Origin of the sequence: Microvirga aerilata (genome assembly GCF_016743775.1) — a bacterium.
Classification (GTDB): Bacteria; Pseudomonadota; Alphaproteobacteria; order Rhizobiales; family Beijerinckiaceae; genus Microvirga; species Microvirga aerilata.
This window is the reverse complement of record NZ_JAEQMY010000044.1, coordinates 19989-38380: the sequence shown is the minus strand read 5'-3', so window position 1 is coordinate 38380 and position 18392 is coordinate 19989. Positions and strand designations below refer to the sequence as shown.

General features: G+C 62.5%; 15 protein-coding genes. 9 read left to right on the top strand and 6 right to left on the bottom strand.

The genetic code is table 11. The annotated features are described in order from the left end of the window. The 4 genes from JKG68_RS21675 to JKG68_RS21660 all read right to left on the bottom strand — a co-directional run. On the bottom strand, positions 1–1253 hold a 1253-nt coding region (locus JKG68_RS21675), incomplete at its 3' end, for a hypothetical protein (protein ID WP_202063441.1). 185 nt (positions 1254–1438) lie between these two features. Next, positions 1439–2338, bottom strand: coding sequence for a DMT family transporter (locus JKG68_RS21670; protein ID WP_202063440.1), 900 nt, complete (start codon positions 2336–2338; stop codon positions 1439–1441). 6 nt (positions 2339–2344) lie between these two features. Continuing rightward, a complete protein-coding gene (locus JKG68_RS21665; RefSeq protein WP_202063439.1) occupies positions 2345–4741 on the bottom strand; it encodes a PIG-L family deacetylase in 2397 nt (798 codons plus the stop codon). After that, positions 4731–5984: an ROK family protein gene (locus JKG68_RS21660; RefSeq protein WP_202063438.1), complete on the bottom strand. Its 1254-nt coding sequence runs from the start codon at positions 5982–5984 to the stop codon at positions 4731–4733. Before JKG68_RS21660 ends, JKG68_RS21665 begins: the two co-directional genes overlap by 11 nt. A gap of 156 nt (positions 5985–6140) precedes the next feature. On the opposite strand from JKG68_RS21660, the gene JKG68_RS21655 reads away from it, so the two are divergent. From JKG68_RS21655 to JKG68_RS21630, 6 genes are read left to right on the top strand one after another with little or no spacing between them, the layout of a single operon-like run. Further along, a complete protein-coding gene (locus JKG68_RS21655) occupies positions 6141–7406 on the top strand; it encodes a sugar ABC transporter substrate-binding protein (protein ID WP_376773185.1) in 1266 nt (421 codons plus the stop codon). 25 nt (positions 7407–7431) lie between these two features. After that, positions 7432–8358 carry a carbohydrate ABC transporter permease gene (locus JKG68_RS21650; protein ID WP_202063436.1) on the top strand — a complete coding sequence of 309 codons (927 nt, stop codon included), beginning with the start codon at positions 7432–7434 and terminating at the stop codon, positions 8356–8358. Further along, a complete protein-coding gene (locus JKG68_RS21645; protein WP_202063435.1) occupies positions 8358–9209 on the top strand; it encodes a carbohydrate ABC transporter permease in 852 nt (283 codons plus the stop codon). Before JKG68_RS21650 ends, JKG68_RS21645 begins: the two co-directional genes overlap by 1 nt. Before the next feature lie 4 nt (positions 9210–9213). Beyond that, positions 9214–10722 (top strand): argininosuccinate lyase, encoded by a 1509-nt coding sequence (gene argH, locus JKG68_RS21640; protein ID WP_202063434.1) that lies wholly within the window; start codon positions 9214–9216, stop codon positions 10720–10722. Next, positions 10722–11792 carry an ABC transporter ATP-binding protein gene (locus JKG68_RS21635; RefSeq protein ID WP_202063433.1) on the top strand — a complete coding sequence of 357 codons (1071 nt, stop codon included), beginning with the start codon at positions 10722–10724 and terminating at the stop codon, positions 11790–11792. Before argH ends, JKG68_RS21635 begins: the two co-directional genes overlap by 1 nt. Next, positions 11789–12688, top strand: coding sequence for a carbohydrate kinase family protein (locus tag JKG68_RS21630; protein ID WP_202063432.1), 900 nt, complete (start codon positions 11789–11791; stop codon positions 12686–12688). The genes JKG68_RS21635 and JKG68_RS21630 overlap by 4 nt, the downstream gene beginning before the upstream one ends. A 6-nt stretch (positions 12689–12694) precedes the next feature. Here JKG68_RS21630 and JKG68_RS21625 read toward each other — a convergent pair whose 3' ends face one another. Both JKG68_RS21625 and JKG68_RS21620 read right to left on the bottom strand, forming a co-directional pair. Further along, positions 12695–13900, bottom strand: coding sequence for an ABC transporter permease (locus JKG68_RS21625; protein ID WP_202063431.1), 1206 nt, complete (start codon positions 13898–13900; stop codon positions 12695–12697). After that, complete coding sequence (locus tag JKG68_RS21620; protein WP_202063430.1) at positions 13897–14805, bottom strand: ABC transporter ATP-binding protein; 909 nt, start codon at positions 14803–14805, stop codon at positions 13897–13899. The genes JKG68_RS21625 and JKG68_RS21620 overlap by 4 nt, the downstream gene beginning before the upstream one ends. A 324-nt stretch (positions 14806–15129) precedes the next feature. Here JKG68_RS21620 and JKG68_RS34785 point away from each other — a divergent pair, with 324 nt between their 5' ends. The 3 genes from JKG68_RS34785 to JKG68_RS21605 all read left to right on the top strand — a co-directional run bounded on the left by JKG68_RS34785 (position 15130) and on the right by JKG68_RS21605 (position 16820). Beyond that, complete coding sequence (locus tag JKG68_RS34785) at positions 15130–15636, top strand: DUF2141 domain-containing protein (protein ID WP_376773184.1); 507 nt, start codon at positions 15130–15132, stop codon at positions 15634–15636. A 265-nt stretch (positions 15637–15901) separates the two neighbouring features. Then, positions 15902–16192, top strand: coding sequence for a hypothetical protein (locus JKG68_RS21610; protein ID WP_202063428.1), 291 nt, complete (start codon positions 15902–15904; stop codon positions 16190–16192). A gap of 418 nt (positions 16193–16610) precedes the next feature. Continuing rightward, complete coding sequence (locus JKG68_RS21605) at positions 16611–16820, top strand: hypothetical protein (protein WP_202063427.1); 210 nt, start codon at positions 16611–16613, stop codon at positions 16818–16820. The last annotated feature ends 1572 nt before the right edge of the window (positions 16821–18392 follow it).

Below are 18392 nucleotides of genomic sequence, written 5' to 3'. Positions count from 1 at the left end.
ATGACCTCGCCCTTCACGCCGAAGTCGCGAATGACCTTCTCGACCCTGCCGGCCCTCTCCTCGAGGATGTCCTCGGTCAGAACCTCGCCTTCCCGCTCCGGCACCTCGGCCAGGAGGCTGATGGCCGGGAGCTCATAGCCCCCGCCCTTTGCACGCTCATGGATTCGGAACTCGATCACCTGCGCCGAGAGGCCGGACGAGACCGAGACAATTTCGTCGGGTTCGACCGCCTCGACAGGCTCGGGCTCAACGGGCTCCGGTTGCACGGGCGCCGCAATTGCCACCGGAGCCCGAACAGGCGCGACCACCTCGCCATACAAGGCAAGGTATCCGGCATCGATGCTCTCAACCGCTTCCTCAACCATCACGTCCTCACGCGCGGCTTCCAGGATTTCAGGAACAACCTGTCCTTCGGCTTCCACTTCGGCAGGCCAGTCTTCTTCAGGTTCATCAACCTGAATGAACTCGACCTCGACCTCTGCCTCTGCGGCCTCGACAGCCTCAAGCATATCGTCCTGGTCCGCGGCCTCCACCGGCTCCAGCATCGTTTCAGGCTTCAGGAAAACGGCAATGTCGTAGAGGCTGGACTGGAACGCGAACGCCGAGAATGCCGGCGCCAGGGATGCCACGGGAACGGGCAGCAACAACTCGGCCTCAGGTTCGTGAGGAGCCTCCTCGATTGTGTATAGGATCTCCGTCTCAGGCTCGGCATATTCATAGGATTCAGCTTCCAAATCCACGGCCATGTGGACTTCGGAGACCTCCGCAACGGCCTCAATCGGCCGTGCAGCCTCCTCCGCTACAGGAGCCGTCCGAGCAGCACTTGCTGGCGCAGGCTCCGCCCTTTCAGGGACCTTGGCATCTGTTGCTCCCGATTCCACCGCGGCCTGGAGCCTCTCGAGACGCCTGCGGATCGTCTCCTCGCAGGACCTGTCCGCGGCGCGGGCCAGGCGCGCAGCCTCGGCTCCCTCGCTGGGGGGAAGGGCCACTACGTTGGTCTCAGGCTGCTTCCTGATGAACCGGTCTGGGGTCCTGGTCGCCCTCACGCCCTTGGACAGGGCGAAGGCCTGCCACCAGCCGGGCTCGGTTTCGCCGGCGGAGGACCAAGGTGTTTCCCATGCAAATTCAAGGCCGGTCCTGACCGCCGAATCGCCCAGACTCCGGGTCTCCGGGGATGTTCCGGCGGTCTTGCCTTCCTGCTGGATTGCGGCGGGCATAAAATCATTAGGCTTGAACGAGTTACGCATGGGCACTTACAAATCCGTTGAGGCAGACGTTATCGGTTCGTCGTTGCTGAATTAACTCTCGCCCATGCGGGTAAAGAGAGGGTTATTAACCCGGATCAAAGGTTCCGAAAGATGCCCGTTATCCTCCAAAACGGGGAGCGACGACACAAGGCCTCATACCAAGAGCGGATAAGCCCAAGCCCCTGGCAGCCTCATGGCCGTCCCCTGCGCTCGAACCAGCGCTCCGCCGGCCCGGCCAGCACCGTGGTCAGAACGACGATGGCGGCGCCTGCCACCAGGGACAGTGAAGGAATGTCGCCGAAGTAAAGCCACCCCGCAAACGCCGAAAAGACGATCGACAGGTACCCGATGGGTGCAAGAAGCCGCGCCTCCTGCTTCTGGTAGGCCTGCAGCCAGCAATATTGGCCGAGTTGAGCCAAAACGCCGATGAGGATGATGTTCGGGGCTTTGTCCCAGGGGATCGGCACCCACGCGATGGCTGCGGGGATCGCGGTCAGGAGGGTCAGGCCGACCGTGTAGAAGAGCATCAGCACAATGGTGCTCTCATGGGCGAGGCGCCGCGTCTGAACGGCCGCCATCGTGCCGAAGACCACTGACGCGAAAGCTGCGACCAGCCCCATGTTCCAGGAGATCGCGTCCGGCCGCACCATGATCACGACCCCTGCGAACCCCACAGCCGTGAGAGCAAAGCGGGTCCGGCTCACGCTCTCCCCCAGCAGGATCGCCGCCATGACCAGCAACACGAGGGGCCGGGTGAAACCGATGGCCGTGACCAGGGCCAAAGGCAGGGCAGCGAAAGCGGCGAAGTTGAACGTCAACGCGGCCGAATTGTATGCAACTCGAAAGAGATGGCCGCGAAGGTTCGACAAATCTGTCAACTTGGTGCGGTAGCGCCAGATCAGAGGCGCCACTGCGACGAACCCGACGAGGGAGCGGAGGAAAACCAGCTGGACGGCCGGATAGGTCTCCCCTTCGGCTTTGACGATGGCCTGCATCGTCGTGACAAGGGCCATATCGAGGAGCAGCCATCCGGCGCTGCTCCACAGAGGAGCAGGTGTCTCGCCCGAACCGGTTTCAGGATCAGCCGGCATGCTCTGTCAGGCTGGCTGGACCAGGTTCGCCAGGAGGCGGAAGGCGCCGGGAACCAGCTTGTCCATCTGATGATGCAGCACGAGCGCCACATGGGTATGGCGGCCGTGACCGATGCGGGCGGAGACCAGCCCGCCCTTGAGCGGGTTCTCGCCGGGATCATTCAGGCACAAAAGCTCTTCATAGGCCGGGTCGTATTCCGCCGCGAAATAAAGCCCCCTCTCCTTGTCCCAGCCCTGCCAATCTGCCGCCTCGATCCGGTTCGGATACGTCAGCAACGGGCTATCCGGCTTCAAAACCGTCACAGGCGCAGCCGGATCGGTGACCCGCCACCGGAGCGACGGCGAGCCGATGGCCAGACGGCGCGGCGGGGTGACGGCAGGATTCCAGCCATCGGTGGGACGGTGATAGAGGGTCACCAGATGGCCGCCGTCCTCCACGAAGCGATGCAGACGACCTGTCGCCGCCTGAAGGTCGCGCCGGAAACCGAACGCAAAAATGCCCACCACGATGGTGGTGAACCCCGAGAGCGAGCCCGCCGTCAGATCGTCTTCTCCTAGATCCGTCACATGGAGGCCGAGGCGGCGCATATGGGCGCCGACATTGTCGCTTCCGGCTCCCACATAGCCGATGCGGGCATCGACCGGGAGGGCCACATCGAGGGTCAGAACCTTCAGTGCTGCCGGTGCCACAAAGGAGGTCCGCTGGATATGATGGTATGCAAGGGCCTGGACGGTGCTTGCCGGCCTGCCATCCACAATCGGCACGAGGGTTGAAACGCCTGTTTCCATCTCCCGCGGCGGCTCGACGATCCAGCCGCCGTCCTGACGCTGCATCGTCCATCCATCCGGCACCTGCCAGTCCGTCGGCTCCGCCCCCACAATGTGCACGCGGATGCCGGAGGCTGGTTCGCCAGCCTTGATGAGAGCAATGGCGGGATCGAGAGACAGGGACCGGGATGGCTCGATTCTGAAGGGCTCCTCGGGATCGAGATCGACCCTGACGAGGCGTCCGTCGACCTCGCCGGACACGCGGATGCCGGCTGCACCGTTGCCGCCCATGGGATCGAACGCTTCGGGGTAATTTCCCGTAAGCGGTGCGGATGCAGGGATCGAGATTGAATACTCGAAGTGTCCGGCCTCCCGAGGTACCGAAACGGCCTCGATGCCTTCCGGGAGGCGGGGCGCTGCGACCCATCCCGCGAGGTCCGGCGCGTCGATGCGAACCTCCAGCCCTATGCTGGCTCCGGGGTGGCATGCGCCTTTGAAGGCTGCTCGGGCTGTGTTGGCGGTCGCCTCGAAGATCGCTGCGTCGAGTTCCCTCACCTTCCGCTCGAGCCGATGCCCGATCAGGTCTATGGCGTGACGATCCAGCTCCTTTAGCGAGCTTTCGATCAGATGCGCTGCCCGGCTGAGGGAGACGCCGATCCTTTGGCGATCCGGAAATGCCGCAAGCGCATCATCGATCCGTTCCTGCGCCTCCCTCAGGGCCGCAGCCGGAGCATCCGTCAGGCCTGCTGTGGCTGCCAGATCGGCAAGGGTTGCAGGCAGATGATCACGGATATCGCTCTCGTTCGTCGGTGAGCCATCAGCCCACCGCTTGAGGTGGAGACTCCAGTGATCGACCGGTTTGTCGCGCCAGACACCCATGCCTTGGGACGCGTGAGCCGCACGGGACCACTCGCCGAGTTGCTGGTATGCCAGGCCGGTCACCTCGTCACGATGGGCAACCTGGACGCTGACCGTTGCAGGCGGAGGCGGCGCCTCATCGTCATAGGCGTAGCCTGCACCCGACCATGCCGGAAGATAAAACTTGGAAACCTGCCAGGGCCGGAGGCCCAGGCTCGCATGTTCCGGGAAGGCGGAAAGATCCGCCGCCAGGTCCAGGGCCGTTTCGGCCGCCCGGGTCATGGCCCGGTGGTGACCGTGCTGACCGGGCACGTCCAGGAATGTCGGGATGACGACGTCCGGGCGGTACTGCCGGTAAGCCCGGACGAGACGCTCGACGATGCGCTGTTCGCCCCAGCGCCGGAGCGTCTCGTCCCCGTTCTTGGAGAAGCCGAAGTCATGCACCGGATCGTCCGGCCCATGGCCGAGCCATGCCACGTCGGCATCGATGCGGCGGGCGGCCTCCTCCATCTCCGCAGTTCGCAAGGCACCCAGGGCAGCACCACGCTCAGGCCCAAGCGCGTTCTGGCCGCCCTCTCCCCGCGTGGAGCAGGCAACCACGATGCGCATGCCGAAGGCGAACCTTAGGGCCGCCAGCATTTCGTTCTCTTCATCGTCCGGATGCGCACCCGTATTCATGACGGTCAGCACGGATGGCAACCGGCTCAACGCGCGGTGCAGGCGCACGAGCGCTGGCTGATGGACAGCACGGGCAAGCCGCTTATGGTCATCCAGCAAGGGAGATCTCCTCGTTCGGTTGGTCGCGGCGGTTCGCCTGGGCGGTGTCGAGCCGAGGCGTCATCGTCTCCAGAAGCGGCAGGGCGGCGGCTCCGAGGGCCGCGGTCAAGCGGCCTGTCCGTCCGTGGATCAGGCGCGCCTCGTTCCGGTTCCGGCGGCTTGCGACCGACAGGGGAAGCGGCTGCATGGCCCCGGTGAGATCCTCCAGGAGGCCCGGCGGAAGAGCGCCGCCGATGATGACCGCCTCGGGATCGAAGAGGTTTTCGAGCATCGCGATCTGGGGCGCCAAGTAGCCGGCGGCCTCCTGGATCCAGGCCTCGATGACCGGGTGCCTTTCCCTGTGAAGGCGTTCGATGTCCGCATATTCGGGATCGTGGATCCCCACCGCCGCCAGCCTTTCGGCAAGGGCCTGAACGGACGCATAGGCTTCCAGGCATCCGTGCTGCCCGCATGAGCAGAGGCGTCCGCCCTTTTTCACCAATACGTGCCCGATCTCGCCCGCATTGCCATTGGCACCCCGGAACGGGTGACCGTCGATCATGATGCCGAGCCCGAGACCTTGTCCGAAATAGATCAGGCAGAAGCTTCTCAAATCCTTTGCCGCGCCGTGCAGGCGCTCGCCTACGGCGGCGGCGGTGGCGTCGTTCTCAAGCGTGATGGATGCCCCGAGCACGTCCCCGATGCTGGCGACCGCGTCGAAATCGAGCCAGCCCGACAGCGTCGTCGGCCCAACCGATGTCATGCCCTCGACATTGAAAGGTCCCGGCATCACGACCCCGATTCCCAAGAGTTGGGGCACGGGAGGCTTCAGCTGCGCCTGCGCCGCCTCGACCTCTGCCTTGATGGCCGGCAGAACCGCGCCGGGGTCGTTCTTCTTGATGGAAAGGGTCCGCCGGACACGGACGCGGCCGCCGATATCCACGAGGAGCGTCGAGATGTGATCCGCCGCAACCTCGATCCCGGCGGTCATTCCGCCGTCCGGATTAACGGCGAACTGAATCGGCGGCAAACCGCGCCCTGCCCTCAAACGCCCGGTCTTGATGAGCAACCCGTCGGAAACGAGATCCTCGACGATGTTCGATACGGCCTGGGTGCTCAGATGCGCATGGCGCGAGATCTCCATTCGCCCGACAGGGCCCCATTGGCGAACGACATCCAGCACCACGCGCCGGTTATGGGAGCGGTTCCGCTCCGGATTGCTTCCGATCGTCGATCGTGCCCCGGCTTTGGATTTTCTCGGCATGTCCAGCACTCCAGGATGGAACGATGAACCGGAGCAATGAATAACTCAAGTGAATTATCTTATTGACAGGTTGTTCACTCTAAGGGAGCCTTGGCGCCGGAAAGGCTCGTCCAGAGGCCGCCATAGATAACCGCCGGCGCCCCGTGCCCGGTAATAATGGAGAGGGATATGCGTTTTCGTCATTTGCTTGCGGGCGTTGCCATAAGCTTTGCCACCTTGGCCTCTTCCGGCGTGAAGGCGGTCGAAATCGAGTACTGGCAGTACGTCTTCGACACACGCGTCAAGGCGATGAACCAGCTGATCGCGAAGTTCCAGGAGGCCAACCCGGACATCAAGGTCAAGCAGACCACGTTCCCTTATGCGGATTACCAGACCAAGGTTGCCGCCTCGATCCTCGCAGGTCAGGGCCCGGACGTCGTGCAGCTCTTCTACGGCTGGACCGACAACTTCATCTCCGGAAAGATGATTCGCCCCTTGCGCGCCGAGGCCTTTCCGAGCGCCGATATCGAGCGGGACTTCTTCCCCATCATAAGCGCCATGAAGCGCGGGAACGACTACTACGGCCTGCCGACGGCGGTGCGCTCCCTGGCGCTGTTCTACAACAAGAAGGCCTTCAAGGATGCGGGTCTCGATCCGAACAACCCGCCCAAGACCATCGACGAACTCGTCGCCGCAGCCGAGAAAACCACCAAACGCGACGGCAGCGGCAACATCGTCTCCGCAGGCATGACGCTCGACATGGGCGGGCAGGACCACCAATGGTGGCGCGAGGTGCTGATCCGCCAGTTCGGCGGCGCTCCGTACACGGACAACGACACCAAGGTGGCCTATAACGACGAGGCAGGACTGAAGGCGCTGACCTTCTACACCGATCTCCAGAAGAAGCATAAGGTCGGTCAGGCCGGCTTCATGGACGAAGGACAGGCCGCTTTCCGGGCGGGTCTTGCCGCTATGACCATCGACGGCACCTTCCGCCTGGGTTCCTTCGGCACGATCAAGAGCTTCGAATGGGGCGTGACCGAGCTTCCGGCCAATGCCCAGGGCATGCGCAGCAACTACGCGAGCTATTTCGCCAACGCGATCACCACCAAAGCCGAAGGTGAAAAGCTCGCCGCGGCCGAGAAATTCCTCGCCTACGTCTCATCCCCTGAAGCAATGAAGGTCTGGATGGAGGTTGTGGGCGAACTGCCGGCGCGGCGCACTGCGGCTCTCACGCCCGAGAACATCGCCCACCCGGTCTACGGTCCGTTCCTGAAGGGCCTGGAATATGCCCACACGACCTTGTTCAAGGATGAGGCGGCCCAGCGTCAGGTTGCCATCGACATGGCAAACCGCGTCCTGATCGGCGGCGAAGACCCCAAGACGTCGCTCGCCAAGGCGGCGGAAGCCGAGCAGGCGATCATCGATCGCGCCAAGCGCTAAGCGCCAAGCCCGCGAGGAACACGCCATGTCCATTGCTGTCCATTGGGAGACCGCCCCAAGCGGCCTCTGGTCAAGGATGAGTCTCGGCCAGAAACAGCTGATATGGGCATGGGGCTTCCTCGCGGTTCCCCTTCTCTTTTACGTCGTCATCCGCTTCTGGCCGACCTTCCAGGCCTTCTACCTGTCGGTGACGGACTGGACGATCACCCGGCCTGCCAGCTTCGTCGGGTTTGAGAACTACACGAGGCTCTATGCGGATCCGCTCTTCTGGCAGGTGTTCCGCAACACCTTCCTCTACCTGATCCTCGGCACGCCGATCAGCCTTCTGATCTCGTTCGTCGTGGCCTATTACCTGGACCGCGTGCGGTTCATGCACTCCTTCATCCGCGCCCTGTACTTCCTGCCGTTCCTCACCACGGCAGCCGCCATGGCGTGGGTGTGGCGCTGGTTCTACCAGCCGGTCCCTATCGGCGTGATCAACGATATCCTCTCCTCCTTCGGCATCCCGCAGCAGCCCTTCCTTCGCTCCACGTCCCAGGCGCTGCCGGCCGTCCTGGCGCCGGCCATCTGGGCGGGACTCGGGTTCCAGATCATCATCTTCCTGGCAGGACTGCGGGCCATTCCGACAACCTATTACGAGGCCGCCCGCATCGACGGCCTGTCGGAGGGGGCGATCCTGCGCAGGATCACCCTTCCCCTGGTCAAGCCGACCCTGGTGTTTCTGGTCGTCTTCTCGTCCATCGGCTTCCTGCGCATCTTCGATCAGGTCTACAACATCAACACCAACGACCCCGGCGGCCCCCTGAACTCCACGAAGCCGCTCGTTCTGATGATCTATCAGACCGCCTTCAGCTCCTACGAGATGGGCTATGCCGCGGCCCAGACGGTGGTCCTGTTCCTGATCCTCCTTGCGATCTCCCTTCTCCAACTGCGCATCATGAGAGACCGCTGATGACCGCCGCCGTATCGTCGCAAGGTCGCGCCATGTCGTCCGTGAAGCCCGGGAGGATCGTGGCCTGGACGCTCCTTTTCATCGGTGGCGTCATCATGGTGACGCCTCTGCTCTTCATGCTGTCCACCTCCCTTAAAGATGCCTCGCAGGTATACGACCTGCGCATCATCCCGGCCGTGCCGACCCTCGACAATTACTGGGAAATCCTAAGCGACGGGCGCTTCACGCGCTGGTTCGTCAACTCGATGGTGGTGGCGATCATCGTCACGATCTCGAACGTGTTCTTCGACAGCCTCGTCGGATACACCCTCGCGAAATTCAGGTTCCGGGGACGCTACATCGTCTTCATCGCTATTCTGTCCACCCTGATGATCCCGACCGAGATGCTGGTCCTGCCCTGGTATCTCATGGCAAGCCAGTTCGGTTGGCTGGACAGCTACTGGGGCATCATGTTCCCCGGAATGATGACCGCCTTCGGGACCTTCCTCATGAAGCAGTTCTTCGAGGGGGTGCCGGACGATTTTCTCGAGGCCGCACGGATCGACGGGCTGAACGAGTTCACCATCTGGTGGAAGATCGCTCTGCCCCTGGTGACCCCTGCCCTGTCGGCGCTTGCGATCTTCACATTCCTCGGCAACTGGACCGCCTTCTTCTGGCCGCTCATCGTGACCACCAGCGCCGATCTCTACACGCTGCCCGTCGGGCTCTCCAGCTTCGCGGTGGAGCAATCCGTCCAGTGGGAAAAGATCATGACGGGCGCGAGCATCGCCACGCTGCCGACCCTGATCATCTTCCTGTTCCTTCAACGCTACATTGTCCGAGGCGTGATGCTGGCCGGACTCAAAGGGTAAGCCGATGACAGAAGGCACCTCACAAGACACGTCCACCTTTCCCAATCCCGTCTACAAGGAGACGGTGCTCCGCCCCTTGTTCGATGGCGCCAAGGCACATCACGTGGAGGGCTTCCGCCTCATCGACCGGGCGCACCTCGTGATGCTCCATGAGACCGGGATCCTCACCATCGAGCAGGCCCATCCCATCGCTCAGGCCCTGGAAGCCATCGACCGGGACATCGATGTCGATGCGCTCACCTATACGGGTGAGGTGGAGGATTTCTTCTTCCTGATCGAAAAGCAGCTCCGCACACGGCTCGGGCCGGATCTCGCAGGTCGCCTTCACACGGCGCGCTCCCGCAACGATATCGACCACACCCTTTTCAAGATCGGCCTCAAAGCTCGGATCGACCCCTTGCTGGAGCGTCTGGTGCATCTGGCCGAAACCCTCGCCGCCGTGGCCGAGCGGGAAAGCAGGACCATGATTGTTGCCTACACCCATGGCCAGCCGGCGCAGCCGACCGTATTCGGCCATTACCTGTCTGCCGTCCTCGAAACCCTGCTGCGCGACATCGCCCGCCTGGAAGCGGCCCGCGACATCGTCGACCGGAGCCCCATGGGGGCGGCCGCCATCACCACGAGCGGCTTTCCCATCGACCGGGATCTCATGGCTCGCCTGCTCGGCTTCAGCCGACCGCTGCAGAACTCGTACGGGTGCATCGCATCCGTCGATTACATCACGTCGACCTATGCGGCCATAGAGCTGATCTTCCTGCATCTTGGCCGCTTCATCCAGGATCTTCAGTTCTGGACGAGCTTCGAGGTCGGTCAGATCTACGTTCCCAACGCCTTCGTGCAGATCAGCTCGATCATGCCGCAGAAGCGCAATCCCGTCCCCATCGAGCATATGCGGCACCTGTCGTCCCAGACGGTGGGCCGGGCGCAGGCGATGCTGACGATCATGCACAACACGCCCTTCACCGACATGAACGACAGCGAAGGCGAGAGCCAGGGCTTCGGCTATGGCGCCTTCGACAGCGGCGCCCGGGTTCTCGACCTGCTCGCCGCCCTCGTTCCGACCCTGCGGATAGACGCCGACCGGGTGCGCCAGAATATCCGCCGGAGCTGCATCACGGTCACGGAACTCGCCGACAGTCTCGTGCGCCTGGAAGGGCTGTCCTTCCGCGAGGCCCATGAGATCGCAGCCGAGGTGGCCCGTGCGGTGGTCGGGATCGGCGGAGACATTGCGGTGGATGGATACGGCGCCTTTCAGGAAGCTTTGAGGCAATGTGCAGGCCGCACGACAACCGTTGGCCAGGCGCAATTTGCCGAAATCGTCTCGCCCGAAAACTTCGTCGCGGTCCGCGACCGGTTCGGGGGCCCTGCCCCTCGGGCGCTTGCCCAGGCCATTGCCGGATACAACGAGGAGATCTCAGGCGTCCGCAGCCGGATTGAAGAGGCAAGGCATCGAGCCGCCGCATCGACTAAGGATCTCGAAACCCGCTTCACCGCACTTCTGGGAGCTCGCTGATGGCGACCATTGAAATCAGCCGCCTCGTCAAGCGCTACGGGAACACCGCGGTGGTCCACGGGATCGATCTTGCGATCCAGGACGGCGAATTCGTCGTGCTCGTCGGCCCCTCCGGATGCGGAAAGTCCACGACCCTGCGCATGATCGCGGGCCTCGAGGAGATCAGCGAGGGGCAGATCCGCATCGACGGCCGTGTGGTCAACGATCTTCAGCCCAGGGACCGGAACATCGCCATGGTGTTCCAAAACTACGCCATCTATCCTCATGTGACTGTAGCCGACAACATCGCCTTCGGCCTCTACCGGTCCAAGCTCTCGAAGAGCGAGAAGCGCGCGCGGGTGGAGCAGGTTGCCGAGACCCTTGGCCTTTCGCAGCTCCTCGAGCGCCGCCCGTCGGCCCTGTCGGGCGGCCAGCGCCAGCGGGTGGCCATCGGGCGGGCGATGGTGCGCGATCCTTCCGCCTTCCTGTTCGACGAGCCGTTGTCCAATCTCGATGCGCAGCTGCGCACCCAGATGCGCATCGAGATCAAGCGGCTTCATCACAGGCTCGGCGCCACGTCGGTGTTCGTCACCCACGACCAGGTCGAGGCCATGACCATGGCCGACCGGATCGTCGTGATGCGCGAGGGCAGGATCCTGCAGGTCGGCTCGCCCCTGGAGCTGTACGAGAAACCCGTCGACGTGTTCACGGCCCGCTTCATCGGCAGCCCAACGATGAACCTGCTGCCGGCCTCGCTGCGGGATGGAAGAGCCCAGTTGTCCGTTGGCGGCTCGATCCAGGCTCCATCGTCTCTGGCAACAACCTCGGACATCCTGGTGGGCGCCCGTCCGCAGGACCTCTCCCCGGTGGATGCCGGCTCCTCCGGCCTGACCGTGTCCGGTACGGTTGCGGTCCTGGAGACCCTCGGCTCCGAGACGCTCGTCCATATCGAAGCCGATGGCCAGACGATCATCGGATCGGCACCGGGCCGGCAGATCCCGAAGATCGGCGAGCCGCTGACCCTCCATGCTCCGGCCGAACGCCTCTACTATTTCGACAAGGCCACAGAAAAAGCACTGGCAATCCAATGAACGAGACGGCCTCCGCACGGAACAAGGTTTTATGCCTTGGGCGGACCTACTGCGACATCATCTTCACGGGCCTGCCCGAGATGCCGATGCTCGGCCGGGAGCGGTTTGCTGACGGTGTCACGATTACGGCGGGCGGCGGCGCCTACATCACGGCCGCTCATCTGGCATCCCTCGGTCGGCCCACGGCTCTCCTGACGCGCCTTGGAACCGACCCGCTCTCGCACAGTCTAGACCCGGAGTTTGAAGCCAGCGGCATCGATCTCTCCTTCGTCGAGCGGTCGAACGATGCAGGCCCCCAGCCCACGGTGGCCCTGATCAAGGACGGCGAGCGAGCCTTCGTGTCCCGGCGCGCCGGCGTCTCCCGGCCAGCTACCCTGGAGCAGGCCCTCGCGGCACCCGGTATCCGCCATCTGCACATTGCGGAATTTGCAACCCTCAAGGACAGCCCGGATGTGGTCGCCATGGCGCGCGACCAGGGCCTGACGGTTTCGCTCGATCCCAGCTGGGACGATCATCTGATCCGCACTGATTCCGGCTTTTTCGAAGCCTGCAGGGGAATCGATGTCTTTCTTCCCAATCTCGAGGAGGGACAAGCCCTGACGGGGGAACGCTCCCTTGAAGGGGTCCTGAGCGTTCTGCGGGAGCACTTCCCCCTTGTCGTCCTCAAGCTCGGCGATCAAGGGGCCGTTGCTGCCGGTTCCGAGCGTTTGTCGGCCAATGCCCTTGCCGTCGACGTTGTCGACACCACAGGCGCAGGCGATGCCTTCAACGCCGGTTTCCTGCACGCATGGCTGCAAACCTGCGATTTGAGAGAAAGCCTGGAGTCCGGAATCAAGTCTGGTGCCCTATCCGTTCAATCGGCGGGCGGAGCCCCCCGCATGCGCAGGTCCGGCTGATCACCGTTAGATCGAGCGGCGTCGAAGGGATACGCACAGGGTAAAAAGAAGGGCTCCGGCTGCCATCGCCATGAGGATCCCCCAAGCCGTGACAAGCGAAGAGACGGATGAGCCGGGTGTCAGCGCGGATGAATAGGCCTGAATCGACCATGCATTCGGGGTCCACCAGCCCAGAGCCTGCAGCCAAGGCGGCATGAAGAAGCGAGGAACCATGCTCCCACCGGCCGCCGAGATGATGAGAACGACAAAGGTCGACAGCACCTGGGCCTGTTGCCGCGACGAGCAGATGGCACACAGGCTCAAGGCCAAGCCCGAGGTGGCTGCGGCGACAACGAGGGTGGTGATCAGCCATAAGCCGAATGAGGCGATGAAGTTCACACCGTAGAAGATGGATGCGGCCGTGAAGACGAGAACCGCCTGCAATGTTCCCTGAACGACAAGGAACAGGAACTTGCCAGCAATGATCCCCGCAATGGGCCGCGGACCGGCCAGAAGCCGGTCATATACGCCCAGACGCCTCTCCTCGATGAGGCTGATGGCGCCCTGAATCCCGGCGAGGAGCAGAAACATCACGGCAACCGCACCGGCATAATAGGAAACAGCCCATCCTGCCGTTGCCGGCAGGGCCGACTCCGTTGCGATCAACCCGACGCTCCGGGGCCTGGGATCTGTCTGGGCGTCCGTGGCCTTCTCCCGGAAAACCTGATCGATCCACGCGCGCTGCTCGGATGTGATCCCCCCAATCGCCTCCAGATCCGCCAGCACCTGCGCGAACGCCACATCGGGCATGTGAACCGAAAGCAGGCGCTGCAAGTGCCCTGCCATGATCGCTCCGGCAATCGCCCTCGCCTCATGGGTGACCAGGAGAACCGGCGCGCCCGCTTCCCGCCCGTTGAGATCGCCTCGAAGGATGATGCCGAGATCGACCGAGCCATTCTTGACGAGGGACCGTACATCGTCGGCACCGGCAGCATCATTGAAGGTGACCCGCAGGGTCGGCTCCTGGAGAAGAACCTGCACGAGGCGAGAGGTCGCGGGGGTCCGCGCCAGATCGGCGACACCGATATGCAACCGAAGCTGATCGCCGCTCGATCCGGTAAAAATCGCCGCGAAGATCAGGAAGATGAGAGGCGGCAGCACAAAGGCCATGGCGAGAGCCCCCCGGTCCCGCAGCAGGCTTAGCAGCATGACCCTGGCAGAGGGGAAGATCACCCTTGATCTCCCTCTATCCGGGTCAGAACCTGCTCCAGGCCCGGCTCCCGGAGACGGATCTCGTGGATGTCGATGCCATGCTGCTCAAGAGCCGTCTCCAGCCTGCCGAGGCTGCCAACCTCGGCCGACCAGGAGTTCCATGCAAGGGGATTGGCCGTCGGTGCAAGACCGAGCTCCTTCAAGATTGCCTCCATCGGCTCTGTCGGCTCCCGGCTCAGGCCCACCACGATCTCTCGGCTATCCCCGAACATCCGGCGCAGGATTTCGCCGATCGGACCTGTCTCGGCCAGTCGACCGGACGCAAGAATTCCGACACGATCCGAAAGCGCCCTTGCCTCGTCGAGATCGTGAGTTGTGAGCAAAATCGACGTGCCGCCCTCCCGCAGGTCGCGCAGCGTTTGATGAAGGGCCAGCCGAGCCTCCACGTCGACCCCGACGGTGGGCTCATCAAGCAGCAGGAGCTTGGGCTGCGTCAGCAGGGCGGCGGCGATGTTCGCACGGCGCTTGTATCCGCCTGAGAGGTGCTCGATGAGATCGTGCTGCCGGTTCTCGACCCGCGTCACGGCCATGGCTTGTTCCACCCGCTGCGGAATCTCATGCCGGGAGAGCCCTGCCATGCCGCCCATGACCTCCAGGTTCTCTCGCACGGTCAGACGCGGATAGAGCGCGATGTCCTGGGGAACCAGACTCATGAGCCTGCGGGGCTGCGCCTCCCGGCCCGGATCCTTGGCGAAGACCCTCACCTCGCCCGACGTTACCCGGATCTGGCCTGTGAGAGCACGCATCAAGGTGGTCTTGCCCGAACCGTTACGCCCGAGCAGGGCAAAGATTTCTCCTTGGCCCAGGGACAGGTTCAGCCCCTTTAAAGCCGCTCGCGCGCCAAAGCTGACATGAACATCGGACAAGGCCGCCACAATCCCCCCGGGCATGCTCGATTGTGGCGGTTGAACCATCAGTGGGTCTTGGAGCCCGGATCGGCTTTTCTCTGACCGAGCGGCGGCTGTTGTGAGCGGGGAACGAGGATGGGCGATTGAACTGCCTCACTCATGGGTCTGGGTTACGGTCTCAGGAGCGAGATATGGCGGCCGCGTTTGAATGGTAGGTAGGCGCAGAGCGTATCCGCCTGGGAGACGGAGGCAAATGCCAGCCTTAGCCAATATTTTATCCAGAGCACCCATGCGGGAGGCAGGCTCCGAGCGGACCTCGCACACTCCGTAAGACGCTTTCTGATGATTATAAGCGGGGCGCTTGAATGTTGTCTCGAAAAGCCAAGTTCATCGGGTGGAATGAGCCAGAGCGGGGGGAATATGTTCATACTTCGACTGTTTGCAGGGATGCTTGCGGCAACCGCCGTTGCCGGGCCTGCCGCTGCGGCTCAACTGACGGTTCAGGTTGAAGGAGCCGACCCAAGGCAGGGACCTGTTTTAATCGGCATCTGCACGGGATCGCTGGATTTGGACTCGTGTGGCTACAACCAGACCATCCAGCAGCCGCCAGGCAACTTTTCAGTGGTTTTCCCCGAGCTTCCGGAAGGATCCTATGCGGTCGCTGCGTTCCAGGATACGAACGGGAACAACAACCTCGACCGTGACCCGAACGGCTTGCCGCGGGAGCCTTACGGGTTCAGCAATGGTACGGGACGCACAGCGCCCCCCTCATTTAAGGCGGCGCGCATTACAGTCCGAGGCAATGTCGTTGCCCGGGTACGCCTCGCCCGGTCACCGTTGACGCGTTGATTGGCGAACTCCCCGAACGACAAGCAGCGTGGGGTGACTGCCCCACGTCTTTATCGTCAGATTTGGCCCTTGCCCTCCCCGCTGTGACCTGCGCCTCAGCCCGCATGGCCGGCGACCAGGGTGTTGACCATGCACACGCGCCAACACCGCGACACCACCCCGCCTTCTGCCGACGCGGGTGGGGAGGAGGCTTCGCCCAGAGACGAAGTCTCCCGGACATGATAACTTACGGAAGGATTACACCCCTCAACGGCTGGAGGCGGTCATGTACTTGGTCATCCGCAAGTTCAACCACATGAGATCCGTGACGGAGGCTGCCCGCCGGGCTGAAAGCGGCCTTGGTTATTTGCTCAAGCAATCTCCCGGATTTCAGGGCTACTATGTGTTTGATGCTGGGAATGGGGTCGGTGGGTCCGTGACCATGTTCGACAGCAAAGAGGCCGCCATCGCGGCAAACGAGAAGGCTCTGGCTTGGATCCGGGGAAGCTTGGTCGGCATCATCAACGGGGAGCCTGAAATCACCATGGGCGAGGTCCTGGCTGTCGTCCCAGCCTGACGCGCCGCAAGCAAGGAACCCTGCCCGCACATATTGGAGCCTTTGAGTTGGACAACAGGCCGGAAACGCCAGACAACCCGGCATCCGTCAGGATTGCTCTCATGCGCTTAAATCCGGGGCGAACATGGACGCCTGTTCATCACTCCAGAGTGTGCCTCCTTCGAAGAGATGGCAGGGAAGATCAAGTCCCTGCAAGACGGGTTGGACGAGATCCGCGACGGAGCGCGCCGAGCGTTCCAGGCCATCTGGTTCGACGCCTCAGATCCCTTGTGCAGGGTGGGTGACCGGGCAGGTCCAACATATGTGAATGAACTCTGCATCTCAGCAAGGGCATTCTCCCACGACGATGAGAGTAACCTGGCAGTCTGTTCGAGTAGGCAGCCGCTTCACCCGAGAAGAGGATGGGCGGCTCGTTTTCGTGGATGGCACCCTTGCAGCTATTCTGGTCTGCCGCTCCGATGAGGACGAGGAGTCTGGCCTTACGGGCGCTTTGTCCATTGCTGCCGGGTTCGGTCCTATCAGCGGGGTAGAAGAAACATTCCTGACCTTCGAGGATGCGGTTGCCTGGATCCTCCGTCGCTTCAAGAACTGGGAGCACCTCATGCGCCGCAACCGTGCGTCCCATTAGCAGGCCGCTGACGGCCATTCCCGCACACGGGGTACACAATTCCACGTTCAAGGCTCCCGAAGTCTACAGCGATATCCGTATTCACACTAAGAGTACTATCTGCCTCAACCCCGCCCTTAAGGGTGCGCTCTGCCGGGTTCACCGGGGTCATATTGAGGGGTATTATTTCGCCTGGGCATGAGCGCTCTCTCCAGGTGCGAGTGCCAAGTGCCGGCCGGGCTTGATACACCCGGCCGGTGCGCCGAAAACACTTCCGCTGCTTCACAATGGCAGCGACACTGCTCCAGGATGCGCACGATGCCAGTCTGCACGGTCGAGACAAATGGTTCAAAGCGATGTGCACTCGTTGCTCAAACCCTTAGCATTCGGGGAGACGCCCCTCGCGGACCTTCATAAAGCTTTCCGGCTTGGCTCCTAGGGGATAGGGTTCGAAGGGCCCTGCTCAATGACCATGACGACAGTGGAGAGAATGCCTGCCAGCAGCAAGCCACTCAAGAGAAGTGTCCCTATAGGAATGTGGCGGCTCTTCCGGGACAAACGCACCGCTTCCTTGTGCGCTTCGCGGCCCGGCTCTGACTTTCTGCCCGCCATGGTTGCTTCGATCCTTCGGATAGGTGGCACACACCTTGACTTTATGATGATGACAAGGGGCTTCATCTCTATCGAAGAGCCATGACCAGTGATGTGATCTAGCGCACGGGAGCCCCTGTTACTGGTGCTCGATGCCCATAAACTCGGATGCGGTCTGGCAGGTTGAGAGAGCCAGGACGCTCCGAGCCAACCTCCCTCACCCTCTGCCTCCAATGCAGCGAAGAGGCCTCAGCTCCTCTGTTGCACAGAATCATCCCAGCGGCTATTTACCCTTCCCCTCCAGATGCTTAAGGCTAAGGTTAACCGTATGTTAACCATACTCGCCCCAGTCTTCGGGACGCATGCATCGCGTATCAGAGGTAAGCATCCGTGCCTGACCGAAAAAGAAAGTCCGAAGCGGCAAGCATCAATCGCGACGCCAAAAACCGAATCGCTGAGCTGATGCGAAGCGTTTACCTCCCACCTGATACGAGCCCCATATCCGACGAGCAGCTTGATCTTCTTCTTGCTCTGCGCCGAAAGGAGCGGGAGCGTAGCCAGGCAACATAAGGCGGGAGCCTTGGGTTGAAGGATAACATGCTTCAGAGAAGGCTCATTCGAGTATTGGACAGGTCCAGCGCCTCGGTTCATGCTGGCACGATGCGAAACCTAGTCCTGATTGCCAGCCTTCTCAGCACCGCCCCTTCGCTTGCCCAAGACGCTCCAGCGCTATGGCGGGATCCTGAGGGCGGATGCACCTATTTCAAGCTCGGGGACTCCCTCAGTCTACGCTATCGGCGCGATGGGCTGCCAGACTGTCCTGACGCAAGGCGGGAAACCGGCTCGTCAACGTCTTCTTCTGATCAAGCTGCGGCGGTCACCCGCGACGATGTTCGAGATGTCACGCGCGCTATTGAAGGGCTGAGCCGGAGGATGGATGATGTGAGGCGGGAGTTCGAACGCAGGGGGCGCTTCTAAGCCATATCAAGGCGGTTGTGGCTT